Annotated in this window: 15 protein-coding genes, 2 tRNA genes, 1 rRNA gene and 1 riboswitch; of the genes, 17 read left to right on the top strand and 1 reads right to left on the bottom strand. The window is 47.3% G+C overall.

What is annotated here, in order from left to right:
* The first annotated feature begins 8 nt into the window (after window positions 1–8).
* From G589_RS0116835 to G589_RS0116815, 5 genes are all read left to right on the top strand, one after another.
* On the top strand, window positions 9–941 hold the full coding sequence (locus tag G589_RS0116835; RefSeq protein WP_026522943.1) for a glycosyltransferase family 2 protein: 933 nt from the start codon (window positions 9–11) through the stop codon (window positions 939–941).
* An 89-nt stretch (window positions 942–1030) separates the two neighbouring features.
* Entirely contained in the window at window positions 1031–1684 is a 654-nt protein-coding gene (locus tag G589_RS0116830; RefSeq protein ID WP_022768162.1) for a GTP pyrophosphokinase, read from the top strand.
* A 293-nt stretch (window positions 1685–1977) separates the two neighbouring features.
* On the top strand, window positions 1978–2472 hold the full coding sequence (locus tag G589_RS0116825) for a hypothetical protein (protein WP_026522942.1): 495 nt from the start codon (window positions 1978–1980) through the stop codon (window positions 2470–2472).
* Window positions 2473–4062: a M23 family metallopeptidase gene (locus G589_RS0116820; protein ID WP_026522941.1), complete on the top strand. Its 1590-nt coding sequence runs from the start codon at window positions 2473–2475 to the stop codon at window positions 4060–4062.
* Between the two features lie 72 nt (window positions 4063–4134).
* Window positions 4135–5424: a UDP-N-acetylglucosamine 1-carboxyvinyltransferase gene (locus tag G589_RS0116815; RefSeq protein ID WP_026522940.1), complete on the top strand. Its 1290-nt coding sequence runs from the start codon at window positions 4135–4137 to the stop codon at window positions 5422–5424.
* A gap of 50 nt (window positions 5425–5474) precedes the next feature.
* Here G589_RS0116815 and G589_RS0116810 read toward each other — a convergent pair whose 3' ends face one another.
* On the bottom strand, window positions 5475–6557 hold the full coding sequence (locus tag G589_RS0116810) for an HD-GYP domain-containing protein (RefSeq protein WP_026522939.1): 1083 nt from the start codon (window positions 6555–6557) through the stop codon (window positions 5475–5477).
* Window positions 6558–6656: 99 nt separating this feature from the next.
* A riboswitch (FMN riboswitch) is annotated at window positions 6657–6781 on the top strand.
* Window positions 6782–6891: 110 nt separating this feature from the next.
* On the opposite strand from G589_RS0116810, the gene G589_RS0116805 reads away from it, so the two are divergent.
* The 12 genes from G589_RS0116805 to G589_RS0116750 form a co-directional block, all read left to right on the top strand.
* Window positions 6892–7677, top strand: coding sequence for an ECF transporter S component (locus G589_RS0116805; RefSeq protein WP_051192517.1), 786 nt, complete (start codon window positions 6892–6894; stop codon window positions 7675–7677).
* A 108-nt stretch (window positions 7678–7785) separates the two neighbouring features.
* Entirely contained in the window at window positions 7786–8223 is a 438-nt protein-coding gene (gene tsaE, locus G589_RS0116800; protein ID WP_026522937.1) for a tRNA (adenosine(37)-N6)-threonylcarbamoyltransferase complex ATPase subunit type 1 TsaE, read from the top strand.
* Between the two features lie 27 nt (window positions 8224–8250).
* Window positions 8251–9483 (top strand): tRNA (adenosine(37)-N6)-threonylcarbamoyltransferase complex dimerization subunit type 1 TsaB, encoded by a 1233-nt coding sequence (tsaB, locus tag G589_RS21740; RefSeq protein ID WP_026522936.1) that lies wholly within the window; start codon window positions 8251–8253, stop codon window positions 9481–9483.
* A complete protein-coding gene (locus G589_RS0116790; protein ID WP_026522935.1) occupies window positions 9483–10403 on the top strand; it encodes a ribonuclease Z in 921 nt (306 codons plus the stop codon). The genes tsaB and G589_RS0116790 overlap by 1 nt, the downstream gene beginning before the upstream one ends.
* A gap of 12 nt (window positions 10404–10415) precedes the next feature.
* Window positions 10416–11006, top strand: a complete 591-nt coding sequence (locus G589_RS0116785) for a DUF6715 family protein (protein WP_026522934.1) — start codon at window positions 10416–10418, stop codon at window positions 11004–11006.
* A complete protein-coding gene (locus tag G589_RS0116780; protein WP_026522933.1) occupies window positions 10999–11895 on the top strand; it encodes a ChbG/HpnK family deacetylase in 897 nt (298 codons plus the stop codon). Before G589_RS0116785 ends, G589_RS0116780 begins: the two co-directional genes overlap by 8 nt.
* A gap of 46 nt (window positions 11896–11941) precedes the next feature.
* Window positions 11942–13072, top strand: coding sequence for a tRNA (adenosine(37)-N6)-threonylcarbamoyltransferase complex transferase subunit TsaD (tsaD, locus tag G589_RS20455; protein ID WP_051192521.1), 1131 nt, complete (start codon window positions 11942–11944; stop codon window positions 13070–13072).
* The gene (gene ispD / locus G589_RS0116770) at window positions 13069–13776 is read left to right on the top strand and encodes a 2-C-methyl-D-erythritol 4-phosphate cytidylyltransferase (protein WP_026522932.1); all 708 of its coding nucleotides are present in this window, start codon (window positions 13069–13071) and stop codon (window positions 13774–13776) included. The genes tsaD and ispD overlap by 4 nt, the downstream gene beginning before the upstream one ends.
* Before the next feature lie 11 nt (window positions 13777–13787).
* Window positions 13788–14855, top strand: a complete 1068-nt coding sequence (locus tag G589_RS0116765; RefSeq protein ID WP_026522931.1) for a glycosyltransferase family 4 protein — start codon at window positions 13788–13790, stop codon at window positions 14853–14855.
* Between the two features lie 184 nt (window positions 14856–15039).
* Window positions 15040–15125, top strand: a tRNA-Ser gene (locus G589_RS0116760).
* A 55-nt stretch (window positions 15126–15180) separates the two neighbouring features.
* Window positions 15181–15269 (top strand) — tRNA-Ser (locus G589_RS0116755).
* Between the two features lie 165 nt (window positions 15270–15434).
* Window positions 15435–15505, top strand: a 16S ribosomal RNA gene (locus G589_RS0116750); the annotation flags it as partial.

Below are 15505 nucleotides of genomic sequence, written 5' to 3'. Positions count from 1 at the left end.
GAAAAAGAATGAGTACCGTAGATATCATTATTCCTACTTATAAACCGGATATAGCTCTTTTACGCCTGATCGATGATCTTGAGAGGCAGTCCCTTCGCCCAACTAAGCTCATCATCATGAATACCGAGGAAAAATACTGGAAAGAGCTATTGTCAAAATCAAGGGAAAATCCACAGGAAAAATATGATAACATAGTAGTGGAACATGTGACCAAGGCTTCGTTTGATCACGGAGAGACCAGAAATTTGGGCGTTAAACACTCGAATTCGGAGTTCTTTATGATGATGACACAGGATGCCTTCCCAAGGGATAAAATGCTTGTTTCGAGCCTTGTGAAAGCATTTGAGGACAGTGACGTGGCAGCAGCTTATGCAAGACAGTACCCAAAGACCGACTGCAATCTTGCTGAGCGCTACTCCCGCAAGTTCAACTACCCAAACGAGCCCATGAAAAAGACACAGAAAGACCTTCCGCGTCTCGGAATAAAGACCTACTTTTGTTCCAATGTCTGTGCCATGTACAGGCGCTCCGTGTTTGACGAGATAGGGGGCTTCACCCACAGGACCATCTTCAACGAGGACATGGTCTATGCAGGAAATATCTGCCAGAAGGGCTACGCTATCTGCTACGTTCCTGAGGCAGGAGTTATCCATTCTCACAACTACACCTGTGCTCAGCAGTTCCACAGAAACTTTGACATAGGAGTATCCCAGACAGACCATCCCGAGGTCTTCGGCTCCATCAGTTCAGAGACCGAGGGTAAAAAGATGGTAGCTGAGACAATAGGGCACTTCAGACAGGTGGGCAAGGCTTATCTCATCCCTCATTACATCGTAATGTGTGGCTGCAGATGGCTCGGCTACAAGCTTGGCAGAAACTATAAGAAGCTGCCGAAAGGTCTTTTACCCAAGTTATCTCTTAATAAAGAGTACTGGCTGTAAGGACTTAATGAGGTAGTTTCGAATTTAGTCCGCGCGTGTTACGCGGAGCGTAACTTCCTTGTTTTTTTGACCTAATGAGGTATTATCAAATGGAATTAGATTTATCAGGAATGGACGTCAAGATATCCGACGACATGAATTCATGGGAGGAAGTAAACCTCCTCTACAACGCTGCTCTTAAGCAGATGCAGACCAAGATCGAGATCCTCAACGACGAGTTCCAGGAGGTTCACAAATACAACCCCATCGAGCACGTCAAATACAGGGTCAAGGTTCCCGAGAGCATCGTCAAGAAATTAAAGAGAAACGGCTATGAGTCCACCATCGAGAACATGGTGCGCTATGTCAACGATATAGCCGGAATCCGTATTATCTGCTCCTTTACATCAGATATCTACAGGATTGCCGATATGATCAGCAATCAGAAGGATATACAGGTCCACACCATCAAGGACTACATCATGAACCCCAAGCCCAGCGGATACAGAAGCTATCACATGATAGTCTCTCTCCCTGTCTATCTCTCCGACAAGATCGTAAACGTCAAGGTTGAGATCCAGATCAGGACCGTAGCCATGGACTTCTGGGCATCCCTTGAGCACAAGATTCAGTATAAATTCGAGGGAAAGGCTCCGGCTCACATCAATTCGGAGCTTCATGAATGTGCCACAATGGTGGCTAATCTTGATGCAAGAATGCTCTCTCTGAACGAGGAGATCCTTGCAATAGAGAAGGAATTATAATCCTCGGGGGATGAAAACCCCCATTAATGAGGAGTGGGTAGACACATCGCTGCGCCTACCCTATTATGAAAAAATCTATCTTTCGTTATTAACATGATGACTTGCTCTTGACTGTAGTATAAATATACATGACAATTATGAATAAATTATGAACTGAGCATGAACAAATAGTAAAAGTAGCTAATAAATCTCTTTTAATCATTATATTCTTGTATATATTGCATAATAAATGATAAGCTTATGTGGATAAAACATCAGTGGATTACATGATTACATCAGAGGAGTAAGCGAAAATGTTGGGAGGAAAAATTGTGGAGAACTTTATGGACAAGCTTGCAGAGAAAATAGGTGCACAGGACATAATAAGAGCCAATGCACAGGCCGAGGCCATGGAAGCTGAGAGGACCAGGCAGGAGGCAGAGCAGTTTAAACTCCAGCTTGAGGAACTGCGCGCCAATGAAAAAGAGCACAGAGCAGCCATCGAGGATGCAAGAAATTCCATTCAGGAAACCGGCAAGACTGTAGCAGCTCTCACAGAGAGACTTGAGCAGAGTGAAACCCAGGTACACGATGTAGGTGTACAGGTATATAGAAATGTCCAGGCCGTAGTTGAAAAGGGCCAGGAAAAGAGCCTTGATGAGTTTAAAGAGGTTAAGCACAAAATAGAGACTGTTCAGGTAGCAGTAGAGACCAAGAACAGCGCGCTTCTTCCTCTTCTTATCATCACTCTCTTAGTAGCAGGCGCAGACCTGGTACTCAATATTCTTAGAATTTTAGGTGTTTTATAAATGAGTTTTAGCAATACTGTATTTCGCCGCAAGATCAAGGTATGGTTTTTGCAGTCAGCACTGGTGATAATCGTAGCTTGGATTCTGTTTATGCCCAGCTTTGTTAAGTTTGAAAGGGGCGGCGACAATATTTTTACCGTAAAATTAAATGACGTAGTGGTAGGAATAGCAGGCTCTGAAGAGGATGCCTACGAGGCCTACAGAGATGCAAGGCGTTCCATCGCATCAAGCGACGGAGAGCTGGTTCTTGCCAAGGCGGATCTTAACATAGAAGGAAGCAACGTTCTCTGGGGCACTGTAGACTCTGTCTCTTCCATGTCAAAAGAGATGTCGGCGGTCCTTAAGGCGAACCTCAGGAGCACACTTAACAGATCCTATTCCATCAAGATCAACGAGTTTGCAGTCAACCTCGCAAGCATCGACGATGTAATGAAGCTTCTTTCGACAGCTCTTTCAAACTATGATGAAGAGGGGCTCTACGATGTTAATCTGATCCTTGATACAGATCGTGAGGTTAACGTTCTTACGCCTCAGGTCCTTAGCAAGGAAGAGGTTAAGAAGGAAGAGGAGATAGCAGAGACTTCCCTTCCTCAGGCAGGTTTCCAGGCTGAGATCACACAGATCGTCAACGAGGCTAAGCCCCTTGCCTACGACAAGGATTTCTCCGACTACGATCTTGGACTTATGAGCATGGATTTTGCGGACAAGGTTGAGATTGTGGAGAGTTACCTTCCCGACAGCGAGATCACTGACCTTGCTACAGCCATCGACGAAGTTACCAAGGACAAAGAGACCAACCAGATCTACGAGGTTCAGTCCGGCGATACTCTTGGAACCATCGCCATGAAGTTCGGTCTTACCGTCGATGACCTTGTTAACATGAACGAACAGCTCGAGAGCGAGCGCACCATGATAAGGGTACAGGATAACCTGATCGTTACTGTTCCTGAGCCCGAGCTCTCAGTTAACTATACAATTCAGGAATACTACGAAGAGGACTACGAGGCTGAGGTTCAGTATGTCGACAACGACAGCTGGTACACAACCCAGACCAAGGTCCTTCAGGAGCCGTCAGCCGGACACAGAAAGGTTGTCGCTCTGGTTTCATATATGGATAACAGCGAAACAGGCCGTGAGATTGAGAAGGAAGAAGTCACCTACAAGGCTGTTCCCAAGATTGTCGAGAGAGGAACCATCGTTCCACCTACATATATCAAGCCTATTTCCGGCGGAAGACTTACCTCCGGATTTGGTAAAAGAAATCGTCCCACCAAGGGAGCCAGCTCCTATCACAAAGGTGTTGACTGGGCTACTCCTGTCGGAACTTCTGTTGTTGCTTCATCTTCAGGTGTTGTTACAAGAGCCGGTTGGGGAAGCGGATACGGATACTGTGTATACATAAGACACCCGGACGGCAGGGAGACCAGATACGGACATCTTAGTAAAGTCCTGGTTTCAGTCGGACAGTCGGTTTCTCAGGGACAGAGAATTGCTCTCTCAGGTAATACAGGTGTATCTACGGGACCTCACCTTCACTTTGAGATTTTGGTGGGTGGAAGTCAGGTTAACCCGCTTAATTACTTGAACTAAACTATCGGTTTTACAAATACACATTATTGTGGTATAACTAATATTTGTTCAAGAAAAAGAAGAGAGATACCTATGGAAAAATACGTGATAAAAGGCGGAAATCCGCTGGTTGGCGAGGTTGAGATCGGCGGAGCCAAGAACGCAGCGCTTGCGATCCTTGCAGCTGCAACCATGACGGATGAGACTGTCTATATAGATAATATGCCAGACGCCTCCGATACCAATGCAATGCTTCAGGCTATCGAGAGCATAGGCGCATTTGTTGAGCGCACAGGCAGACATTCTGTGAAGATCAATGCTTCTCAGATTAAAAACCATACAATTGAAAATGATTATATCAAGAAGATCAGGGCAGGTTACTACCTCCTTGGTGCTCTTCTTGGTAAGTATAAGGATGCCGGAGTTGCACTTCCCGGTGGCTGCCATATCGGCCTTCGCCCTATCGACCAGCATATCAAGGGCTTTACTGCTCTTGGGGCTAAGGTTAACATTCAGAACATCATCTATGCCAAGGCTGATAAGCTTGTAGGAAGCCACATCTACCTCGACGTTGTCAGCGTAGGTGCTACCATTAACATCATGATGGCGGCTGTAATGGCTGAGGGCAAGACCATCATCGAGAATGCAGCCAAGGAGCCACACGTCGTTGATATCGCGAACTTCCTTAACAGCATGGGAGCTAACATCAAGGGCGCAGGTACCGATGTCATCCGTATCAGGGGAGTTGAGAAGCTCCACGGAACAGAGTATACCATCATTCCCGATCAGATAGAGGCCGGAACCTTCATGATGGCTGCAGCAGCAACCATGGGTGATGTAACGGTCAAGAACGTAATCCCCAAGCACCTTGAGTCCATCAGTGCCAAGCTTGTTGAGATGGGATGCCAGATCCATGAGTCTGACGATGAGGTCAGAGTTGTGGCTGCCAGGAGACTTAAGAACACACATGTAAAGACCCTGCCATATCCGGGATATCCCACAGATATGCAGCCACAGATCACCGTGGCACTTGGTCTTGCAAGTGGTATCAGTATAGTAACAGAGAGTATTTTTGAGAGCCGCTTTAAATATGTTGATGAGCTCACCAGAATGGGAGCTTCCATCAAGGTAGAGGGAAGCACAGCCATCATCGAGGGTGTTGAGAGATACACCGGTGCAACGGTTTCAGCGCCTGACCTTAGAGCAGGCGCAGCGCTTGTTATCGCAGCCCTTACAGCAGAAGGTTACTCAACAATAGAGGATATCAAGTACATCGAGAGAGGATATGAGGACTTTGAGGTCAAGTTAAGAGGCCTTGGTGCTCAGATCGAGAAAGTGGATGATGACAGAGATATCCAGAAGTTTAAGTTAAAGAACGCATAAAGCGCATTATAATAGCCTGACATGCTTGGCATGCCAGGCTTTCTTTTTGTTCAGATGATCTCTTGAATATACACTCCTGGGCATTTCGACAGATCAATGTAATCATTGCCAACCTTGATCGTAGGCCTTGAGAGGTGTGAACTGTTTATAAATATGATCTCGCCGACTTCGCCTGTATTAAGGCGCACGGTGTTGAGAAGATATGTATTGACTATGTTGTGGAGGAAGCACATGATCATCTCCGCATCATATTTCTGGAAGCCTTCCTCTTCAAACATTGAAATTGCAATAAACGGACATAAAGGACCGCGGTAGTATCTTGCGCTTGTCATGGCATCATATACATCTGCGATGGCTACAGCCTTGGCAAACTTATCGATCTGAGGCCCTTTTAGTCTTAAGGGATATCCCGTTCCATCACATCTCTCATGATGCATGAGGGCGGCGTTCTTAACATGTGCGCTGATATTCAGAGCCTTCATGGCTTCATATCCCTTCTGGGGATGTGTCTTGACCATGTTATACTCATCATCTGTCAGAGCACCGGGCTTGGTAATTATGGTATCAGGTATCAGGAGCTTACCTATATCATGGAAAAGACCTGCCTGAGTAGCCAATTCTATCTCGGCCTCATCCCATCTTAGCCACTGGGCGATGATATTGGTAATGAGGGCAACATTGATGCAGTGTGTATATGTGGCATCATCATAAAGCCTTAGGTTGTGGAGCATGTCAAAGATGTTGGCAGTGGTTCTGCCCTCGCTAAGAAGCGAGTAGATGGGCGTCATCATGTCATCAATATCAAGGTCTTCATTGCCCTTTAAGATATCACTGATGGTGTGCTCAAATTTGCTTGCGCACTGCTCAAAGTCCTGCTTGAACTCCTTAAAGGCCTCGGACTGCTTTAAACGCTCAGCATAAGTAAGCCCTGCGTCGGAACTGCTGCCTGCAGAATCCTGCGGCGGAGCGTCTTCGATAGGAACATCAATTATTGAGTAGAATGCAAGTCTGGCAATGTCTTTGACATTAAGTACAGTTCCCTTTTCCATAAGCTTGGTGTGGGAATCATAGGTAAATATGTCACTTGCCAGAATCATTCCGGGCACTAGTTTTTTTGTGAGTACTCTCTTCATTGTCCCTCGCAAAAAGAATTTACGTGAAAACGTATAGATATGTATTATTATAAATCCTTGACAGTACACTCGGCAAGGGATAGTATTTTACTAGAAAAAATAATTCTTCGGGGCAGGGTGAGATTCCCAACCGGCGGTATAGTCCGCGAACTGCTTGATCTTCAAGCGGCCGACTTGGTGAGATTCCAAGACCGACAGTATAGTCTGGATGAGAGAAGAGTGTTGAGCACGAGCTGAGGTTCTCGAAGCCGTGCGAGTAAGTCATTATTAATTCCCACTTTATCTCTCCTTCAAATCAAATAAAAATTCACCCGATGAGAAAGAAGGAGAAAAAATGAACAACTTAAAGGAAACAATCGCAAACATCACAGGAGCGCCCGGACGTTTCGCAGCACTTTTGCTACTTATCGTAGTGGCATTTGTTATTGCGTACCTGGCCGAGAAGCTCGCAAGAAAGCAGGAGCTTGAAAAGACCGGAAACGTAGAAGCAATGTTCAGCACAAGAAAGATCGCCATCATAGGTGTCTTTTCCGCTATTGCCTTCGTGCTGATGCTCCTTGAGTTCCCGCTTCCTATCGCACCTCCATTCTACAAATTTGACTTCAGCGATATTCCCGCACTTATCGGCGGATTCGCAGCAGGTCCCATGGTTGCAGTGATGATCGAGTTCATCAAGGTCACATTAAACGTCCTTATCCAGGGACCTACACCGGGATTTGTAGGTGAGATCGCAAACTTCTGCGTTGGAGCAGCTTTCGTAATTCCCGCAACAGTTATCTACAGATTCAAGAAGACCAGAAAGGTTGCACTTATCAGCTGCATCACAGGTACACTTTGCATCGCCATCGTAGGCTCAACCTTAAATGCATTCTTCCTGCTTCCTGCATACGCAATCGCATACGGCTGCGACATCAGCGTATTCATTGAGGCCGGAATAGCCATCAATCCTCTTGTAACCAACGTATTTACTTTCTGTGCGATCTGCGTAGCACCGTTTAACCTCTTAAAGGGTGCAGTGGACAGCGCACTGACCTTCCTTGTTTACAAGCAGCTCAGCCCTATCCTTAAGACCACTCCCATGGCAGTTCGCAAGAGAGTAGCCAAGGCAGAAGAGGCATAATACAAATACAACCAAATAACGCATACCTCGAAGCGCTGCGGAATCTACCCGCGGCGCCTTTTTTGTGGTATCATAAAGTTGGTTTAGTTTGTGCATACGGGGGTTTTTATGGAAATCGTAACCAGACATGAGACAAATAGTGCTAGCGAGACCTTTGAGATTGGAAGAAGGATCGGAGAGAGTGCGACTCCGGGAATGGTCTATACCCTGATCGGAGACCTTGGCGTTGGCAAGACCGTGCTGACTCAGGGCGTGGCAGCAGGACTCGGCATCATGGGACCTGTAAGTTCACCGACCTTTACCATACTTCAGGTCTATGACGAGGGCAGGATTCCGTTCTATCACTTCGATGTCTACAGGATCGGAGATATCAGTGAGATGGACGAGATCGGCTACGAGGACTACTTCTACGGCGACGGCGTCTGCTTTGTTGAGTGGGCCAACCTCATAGAGGAGCTTCTTCCCGAGCACTACACAGAGATCGTTATTGAAAAGAACCTTGAGAAGGGCCTCGATTACAGGCTCATCACCATGACAAGACACTAAGCCATACTAATAACAGGAACATAGATTATGAAAATACTAGCAATAGACACTTCGGGACTGGTTGCAACCGTTGCCATCACTGACGGCGACCTGCTTAAAGCCCAGTTCTCAATACAACATAAAACCACGCATTCAGAGATCCTGATGCCCATGTTAAAAGACATGACGGACAAGATAGGGCTCGACCTGAGCACAATTGACGCCATAGCTGTCGCAAAAGGTCCCGGCTCTTTTACCGGACTTCGCATAGGCTCTGCCACAGCCAAGGGACTGGCGCTTGCTCTCGATAAGCCCATCATCCCCATCCCCACAGTGGATGGTCTTGCCTACAACCTCTACGGCAATGAGAAGATCATTTGCCCTATGATGGACGCAAGGCGCAGTCAGGTCTACACCGGCATCTATACCTTTGTGCCAAGTCCCACCGAGGAGAAGAACTTCGAGCAGGGCTTTGATATGCGTGTGATCAAGAAACAGTACGCTTCTTCCGTGGATGATGTCATCGCAGAGCTTAACAGCATTGGAAAGAGCATTGTACTCCTGGGTGACGGCGTTCCCGTTTATCATGACAAGCTTGAACAGGGACTTAAAGTGCCCTTCACCGTTGCACCCCTGCATATGAATCGTCAGAGCGCAGCATCCATTGCAGCCCTGGCCCTTAAGTACGCTGCTGACGGAAGATTTGTAACCTCCGATGAGTTTGCTCCCGATTATCTTCGCCTGTCTCAGGCAGAGCGCGAGTCTCTGGAAAAAGAGGGATCGGACAGCACTAAGGCTTCTGAGAAGAGAGCAGCTGCTCACAGCACTCCCGGTAAGGTCCGTATAAGACCTATGACTGCTGAGGATGTTGAGGATGCCTGGAAGCTTGAACAGATAAACCTTGGCAAAGAAGCATGGACACAGAAACAGCTCCTTGATGCCATGACAAGAGATGACACCATTTACCTCGTAGCTGAGATGGCCGGCAGGATCGTGGGACTCTGCGGAGTTCAGAACATCTCCGGCGAAGGTGAAGTCACCAACGTCTCGGTTTCAGGCGATGTCCGCAGGGAAGGCTGCGGCTACAAGATGGTCAAGCAGCTCCTCGAAAGGGGCAAGGGCATTGGGATAAGGGACTATACTTTGGAAGTCAGAGCCCAGAATGCGCCTGCCATAAGGCTTTATGAGAAGCTTGGATTTAAGAGCGAAGGCGTTCGCCCGGGATTTTACGAGGATCCCAAGGACGACGCAGTGATTTATTGGAAGAGAGAAGAGAATTAATGATAGATGTATGCCTACTGGGAACCGGCGGAATGATGCCACTCCCCAACAGACTTCTCACAGCACTTCTTGTGAGATATAACGGCAAGTGCATCCTCATCGACTGTGGTGAGGGAACACAGATTGCCATGAAGAAAAAGGGCCTTAGCGCCAAGCCTATAGACGTGATGTGCTTTACCCATTACCATGCGGACCACATCTCGGGACTTCCCGGAATGCTGCTGACCATGGGAAATGCAGAGCGCACGGAGCCGCTTCTTATGGTTGGCCCCAAGGGGCTTGAGAAGGTGGTAAACAGTCTTCGAACTATTGCGCCGGAGCTGCCCTTTGAAATTAAGTTCAAAGAGATTAACGGAGACGAGATGTCTTTTGACTTAGAAGGCATGCCTGAATTCACAATCACAGCCTTCAAGGTTAACCACAATATCACCTGCTACGGATATACCATGAACCTGCGCCGTCAGGGCAAGTTCAATGTGGAAGCAGCTCAGGAGAAGGGGATTCCAAGAGATTACTGGAACAGCCTCCAGAGGGGCGATACCGTGACAACTGATGACGGGATCACCTATACACCGGACATGGTTCTCGGAGAGGAGAGAAAGGGCATCAAGCTCACCTACAGTACGGATTCAAGGCCTACCGACAGCATAGTCAGAAACGCTGCCGGGTCAGACCTGTTTATCTGTGAGGGAATGTACGGCGAGCCTGACAAGATCCAGAAGGCCAAGGAATACAAGCACATGACCTTCTACGAGGCAGCCAAAATGGCTAAGGACGCCGAGGTAAAAGAGATGTGGCTTACCCACTACAGCCCATCCCTTGTAAATCCCATGGAGTTCATGCCGGATACAAAGAAGATTTTTCCTAATACCATTGCAGCCAAGGACGGACGAAGCTGCACCCTTAGATTTACCGAATAAGAAGGAGGAAGTATGGAAAAAGGCAGTGTCGGATCAGCGGTACTTAAATCGATTGTTCTGATCGTGCTCGGAGCGATGATCGTTCTGGGTGTGTATATGATGCTCACCAGGACCAGGAAGCAGCCGGCCAAGGACGAGGATTACGTCATCACGGTGGTGGACGAGATCACAACCACCAACCTTGAAAAGAGCTATCCCGCCAGCGCCAGGAAGGTCGTTGAGCTCTACGCCAAGATCATGCAGACTCTTTACAGAGAGACCTATGACGACGACCAGAGAGACGCCATGATCGCAGTGCTTAAGGGACTTATGGACGATGAGCTTCTTGCTTCCAACGAGAATTTCGAGGGCTCCATCAGAATTGAAGTCACCAGCAGAAAGGCGCAGCAGTACTCAATCCCGGCCTATGTCGTTCAGACAAAAGAGCCTGAGGAGGTTGTGGTGGATGGTCGCAAGATGTGCAGCTGTGACTGTCTCTTTAACATAAGAAATGCAACAACTCCGACTTACTCGACTTACTATACATTTATCCTGAGAAGAGATCAGACCACAAACAACTGGAAGATCCTTGGATGGACACAGAGGGAAGAATCAGATGATTGAATATCATGCAGACGACTATGGGATGTTCAGGACCCAGAGCCGTCACATAATCGACTGTTATCACAACGGGGCCTTAAACGGCATCAGCATCATGCCAAACAGTCCATACCTTGCAGAGTGCATGGAGGAGATAAAAGACTTTAAGAAAAGGCTCGCCATCACCGTGCACTTAAATCTCGTGGAGGGTCAGCCCCTGACAGGAGATAGAGCCTCCAGACTGATCGACAATGACGGAAACTTTAACATCGGATTTGCAAAACTCCTTTTTGTAGGATTTGTGCCGGTGCTCAGAAGACTTTACTATCGCCAGATAAGGCGCGAGATGGAAGCTCAGATCCTGGCCTGCAGAGAGTATATGAACGATGGCAAGTTCAGACTTGACGGACACGTTCACTACCACATGCTTCCGCTGGTCTTTGATGCGATGATGGATGTGGTGGGGGAGCACAACCTTGAGGTTTCGTACATCAGGTTCCCTAGGGAAGACCTTAATATCTATCGCAAGGTCTCCGGCAAGATAAAGGGAGTTAAGCTTATTAACGTAGTGAAGGTCCTGGTGTTGAACGCACTCGCTGGTCGCAACGAGAGAAAGTATAAAGAAGAACTTGTCAGACTTGGTGTTCAGAAGAAGTTTTTCATGGGAGTCATGCTCTCGGGTCACATGTTCTATGACAATGTAAAAGAGTGCATTCCTGTGGCAGCTGACATCATGGCGGACAAGGGACTTCAGGATATGGAGATACTATTCCATCCCGGAGATGTCACAGAGCTGACTGAGGTTTCACAGATTACAAGTAAAGATGATCTTGATTTTCTTAATGTAAACAGTGCCAATAGATTCAAAGAAGCTGAGGCCCTTGTAAAATTCGGCGGCGGATTAAAGAGATAAATATATGAAGATAGATAAGAATGTAGAAAACGACGGCGTGATCTTCATGTCGATAAAAGAGAATGATGAGAGAGCACAGGAAACCGGCAGCGAGGGTGATGTAACCATCCTTGCCATTGAGAGTTCCTGTGACGAGACAGCTGCGGCAGTTGTCAGAAACGGACGTGAAGTCCTCTCCAACATCATCTCATCCCAGATCGCGCTCCATACCATCTACGGCGGAGTTGTTCCCGAGATTGCATCAAGGAAGCACGTTGAGAAGATCAATGGCTGCATAAGAGCAGCGCTGGACGAAGCGGGAGTTACGCTTGATGACATCGACGCAGTAGCAGTAACCTACGGCCCCGGCCTTGTAGGTGCTCTTTTGGTGGGAGTTTCCGCGGCAAAAGCAATCTCTTTTGCCAAAAACAAGCCACTTATCGGAGTCCACCACATAGAGGGTCACATCAGCGCAAACTTCATTGAGAACAAAGACCTTGAGCCGCCTTTCGTGTGCCTTGTGGTATCGGGAGGCCACTCTCATCTTGTGGTAGTCAAGGACTACGGCGAGTACGACATAATCGGTCAGACCAGAGACGACGCAGCGGGAGAGGCTTTTGACAAGGTGGCAAGAGCCATCGGCCTTGGCTATCCCGGAGGCCCCAAGATTGACAAAGCAGCAAGGGAAGGAAATCCCGATGCCTTCGTATTCCCTCAGGCCAAGATCGAGGGCGCGGAGTACGATTTCTCTTTCTCCGGACTTAAGTCCGCAGTGCTAAACCTCATCAACCAGGCCAAGATGCAGGGACAGGAGCTCAGCCAGGCAGACATCGCAGCCTCTTTCCAGAAGGCAGTAGTAGAGGTTCTCGCCGGACATGCAATCCGTGCCTGCAAGGAATATGGCATGAACAAACTTGCCATCGCCGGCGGAGTTGCTTCCAACACTGCACTTCGTGAACTTTTGGAAAAAGAGTGCGCGGCCAATAATATCGAATTCTACAGGCCAAGTCCTGTTTTATGCACCGACAATGCAGCAATGATCGGCGCAGCAGCATACTATGAATACAGAAAAGGCGTCAGGTTCGGACTTGATATGAACGCAGTTCCAAACCTTCCGCTGGGTGATCGCGAGAGACGTTTCCACGGCAGAGCCAGCCGTCTGGATGCGCTTGAGCGGGATTTTGGAGGACGAAGATGAAGACAGTTGCGGTAGTTCTGGCAGCAGGCTCCGGCAGCAGAATGCAGTCGGATGTCAAGAAGCAGTACATGGAGATCGGCGGAAAGCCCCTTATTTACTATTCTCTCAAGGCTTTTGAAGAGAGCATCATCGACGATATCGTTCTGGTGGTCTCCAGAGGCGACGTTTCCTATGTGACAAAAGAGATCGTGGAGAAATATAAGTTTGACAAGGTTACGGCAGTTGTTGAAGGCGGACTTGCAAGGTATCACAGTGTAAGGCTCGGACTTCAGGCAGCAGCTGCAGATTGCGACTATGCTTTCATCCACGACGGCGCAAGACCTTTCATAAACAGGGACATTATTCTGAGGGCGCTTCGGGCTGTTAAGGAATACAAGGCCTGTGTAGTTGGTATGCCTGCCAAGGATACCATCAAGATTGCTGATGAAAAGGGCTTTGCAGCATCAACTCCCGACAGAAATCTCATGTGGACCATCCAGACTCCGCAGTGTTTCTCTTATAAGATGATACTGGATCTCTATCAGAGACTCGACCGCGAGGAGGGTGACCTCATGGCCAAGGGCATCAATATCACCGATGATGCCATGGTTGTTGAGTATTACACAGACACAAAGGTCAAGCTCGTTGAGGGCTCCTACGATAATATCAAGATCACTACACCTGAGGATATCGCCGTAGCAGAGGCAATCCTCGGAAGGAAATAAGGATTACTTACATGGAAAGCGAAAGAAAAAGAGTTCTGATGGTGGGCCCTGACAGAGGTGTCCACGGCGGAATCTCTGCCATAGTCAACAACTACTATGAGGCCGGCCTTGACAGTAAGGTCGACCTCAAATATATAGGTACAATGAAAGAGGGAAGCAGGGGCAAGAAGCTTTTGATAGCTGCCGCTGCTTACTTTAAGTTTCTGTGCTCTCTGTCATGGTGCGATGTTGTGCACGTCAACGCCTCCTCTGACAGCAGTATTATGAGGAAGTCTTTCTTTATTAGAGCAGCCTATCGCCGCAACAAGAAGATAGTGCTCCATCAGCACGGCGGAGATTTCAAGAATTACTTTGAGAATCAGATAAGCGATAAGAGAAGAGAGTATCTTAGGTCTATTCTTGATATGGCAGATGTGATGCTGGTCCTGACTCCCTCCTGGAAGGAGTATTTCTCTAATCTGACAGATTCAGGCAAGATCAAAGTCTTCCCCAACTGCGTTGCGGTTAAAAGAGATATCTCTTTTGCCGAAGGTGAGGATTCGGGCAGAGATATGAATAAGCTTCTCTTTCTGGGACGTATTTGTAAGGATAAGGGTATTGATGAACTTCTGGATGCCGTTACGGAGATTGGACGCGAAAACAAGGATGTAAAGCTTTATATAGGTGGAATTTACGAAGAGGAGAGCTACAGAAAGAGGATAGAAGGTAACAATCTGGTTAAGTTCCTGGGATGGATCTCGGGAGAAGAGAAGGAGAAGTACCTTGGCGAATGTGGCATCTTTGTGCTTCCTTCGTATTATGAAGGCTTTCCTGTGTCGGTCCTTGAGGCTATGGCAGGCGGCTGCGTAGTAGTAGCCAGCGAGGTTGGGGGCATTCCTGATGTGGTGACAGATGGAGAAACAGGCGTGCTTGTGCCTCCTAAGGATCCGGAAATGCTGAAAAATGCTGTGCTTAAGGTTATGAATGACAAGACTCTTACCGATAAACTTAGAGTAAGCGCCTTTAAAAAAGTTGAGGAAAATTATTCGAGCAGTGCCAGCGTGGAAAGACTAGTAAATATCTACAATTCTCTGATTTGATATTTGTTATTTTGCCACAAAGCTCGTTTTTAATTTGATAAATTATAAAATAAAAGAAAAAAATTAAAAAATGTAGTTGACATCTACCCCCTGCTTTGTTAATATAAATCTTGCGCTGCGCGAGATGCCACAGCAACTCAAACAGAGCGTTATCTTATCTGAGATATATGTGGTAAGTTAACTCGGAGCGATATCGAAGCGGTCATAACGAGGCGGTCTTGAAAACCGTTTGGCGGCAACGCCACAAGGGTTCGAATCCCTTTCGCTCCGCTTAATTATGAACACGCTGCTACAACAATATAAGTTATTGTGTATCAACTATTTTGCAGAAGTACTCAAGTGGTTGAAGAGACACCCCTGGAAAGGGTGCAGGTCGTTAATAGCGGCGCGAGGGTTCAAATCCCTCCTTCTGCGTTGCCTTACGCAATCAGTAAGGGTCATAATTATAGCACCTTGACAAATAAACAGTAATGCAACCCTGAAAAATTCCAAGAGAATTATTCAGAAGTAACAAACCAAAAGTAATAACGGACAGAACGAAAGCTAACGTTTTAGTTCTGGCTGGAATTGAACTTATTTTAACGTGAGAGTTCGATCCTGGCTCAGGATGAACGCTGGCGGCGTGCCTAACACATGCAAGTCGAACGGAG

Source organism: Butyrivibrio sp. VCB2001 (assembly GCF_000423965.1).
Taxonomy (GTDB): domain Bacteria; phylum Bacillota; class Clostridia; order Lachnospirales; family Lachnospiraceae; genus Butyrivibrio.
The sequence above is the reverse complement of the archived record's forward strand: the minus strand, read 5'-3'. Positions and strand labels throughout refer to the sequence as shown.

Bases quoted from the DNA above. Each gene is read 5' to 3' on its own strand.
- G589_RS0116835 (WP_026522943.1), top strand. From the start codon at position 9: ATGAGTACCGTAGATATCATTATTCCTACTTATAAACCGGATATAGCT.
- G589_RS0116830 (WP_022768162.1), top strand. From the start codon at position 1,031: ATGGAATTAGATTTATCAGGAATGGACGTCAAGATATCCGACGACATG.
- G589_RS0116825 (WP_026522942.1), top strand. From the start codon at position 1,978: ATGTTGGGAGGAAAAATTGTGGAGAACTTTATGGACAAGCTTGCAGAG.
- G589_RS0116820 (WP_026522941.1), top strand. From the start codon at position 2,473: ATGAGTTTTAGCAATACTGTATTTCGCCGCAAGATCAAGGTATGGTTT.
- G589_RS0116815 (WP_026522940.1), top strand. From the start codon at position 4,135: ATGGAAAAATACGTGATAAAAGGCGGAAATCCGCTGGTTGGCGAGGTT.
- G589_RS0116810 (WP_026522939.1), bottom strand. From the start codon at position 6,557: ATGAAGAGAGTACTCACAAAAAAACTAGTGCCCGGAATGATTCTGGCA.
- G589_RS0116805 (WP_051192517.1), top strand. From the start codon at position 6,892: ATGAACAACTTAAAGGAAACAATCGCAAACATCACAGGAGCGCCCGGA.
- tsaE (WP_026522937.1), top strand. From the start codon at position 7,786: ATGGAAATCGTAACCAGACATGAGACAAATAGTGCTAGCGAGACCTTT.
- tsaB (WP_026522936.1), top strand. From the start codon at position 8,251: ATGAAAATACTAGCAATAGACACTTCGGGACTGGTTGCAACCGTTGCC.
- G589_RS0116790 (WP_026522935.1), top strand. From the start codon at position 9,483: ATGATAGATGTATGCCTACTGGGAACCGGCGGAATGATGCCACTCCCC.
- G589_RS0116785 (WP_026522934.1), top strand. From the start codon at position 10,416: ATGGAAAAAGGCAGTGTCGGATCAGCGGTACTTAAATCGATTGTTCTG.
- G589_RS0116780 (WP_026522933.1), top strand. From the start codon at position 10,999: ATGATTGAATATCATGCAGACGACTATGGGATGTTCAGGACCCAGAGC.
- tsaD (WP_051192521.1), top strand. From the start codon at position 11,942: ATGTCGATAAAAGAGAATGATGAGAGAGCACAGGAAACCGGCAGCGAG.
- ispD (WP_026522932.1), top strand. From the start codon at position 13,069: ATGAAGACAGTTGCGGTAGTTCTGGCAGCAGGCTCCGGCAGCAGAATG.
- G589_RS0116765 (WP_026522931.1), top strand. From the start codon at position 13,788: ATGGAAAGCGAAAGAAAAAGAGTTCTGATGGTGGGCCCTGACAGAGGT.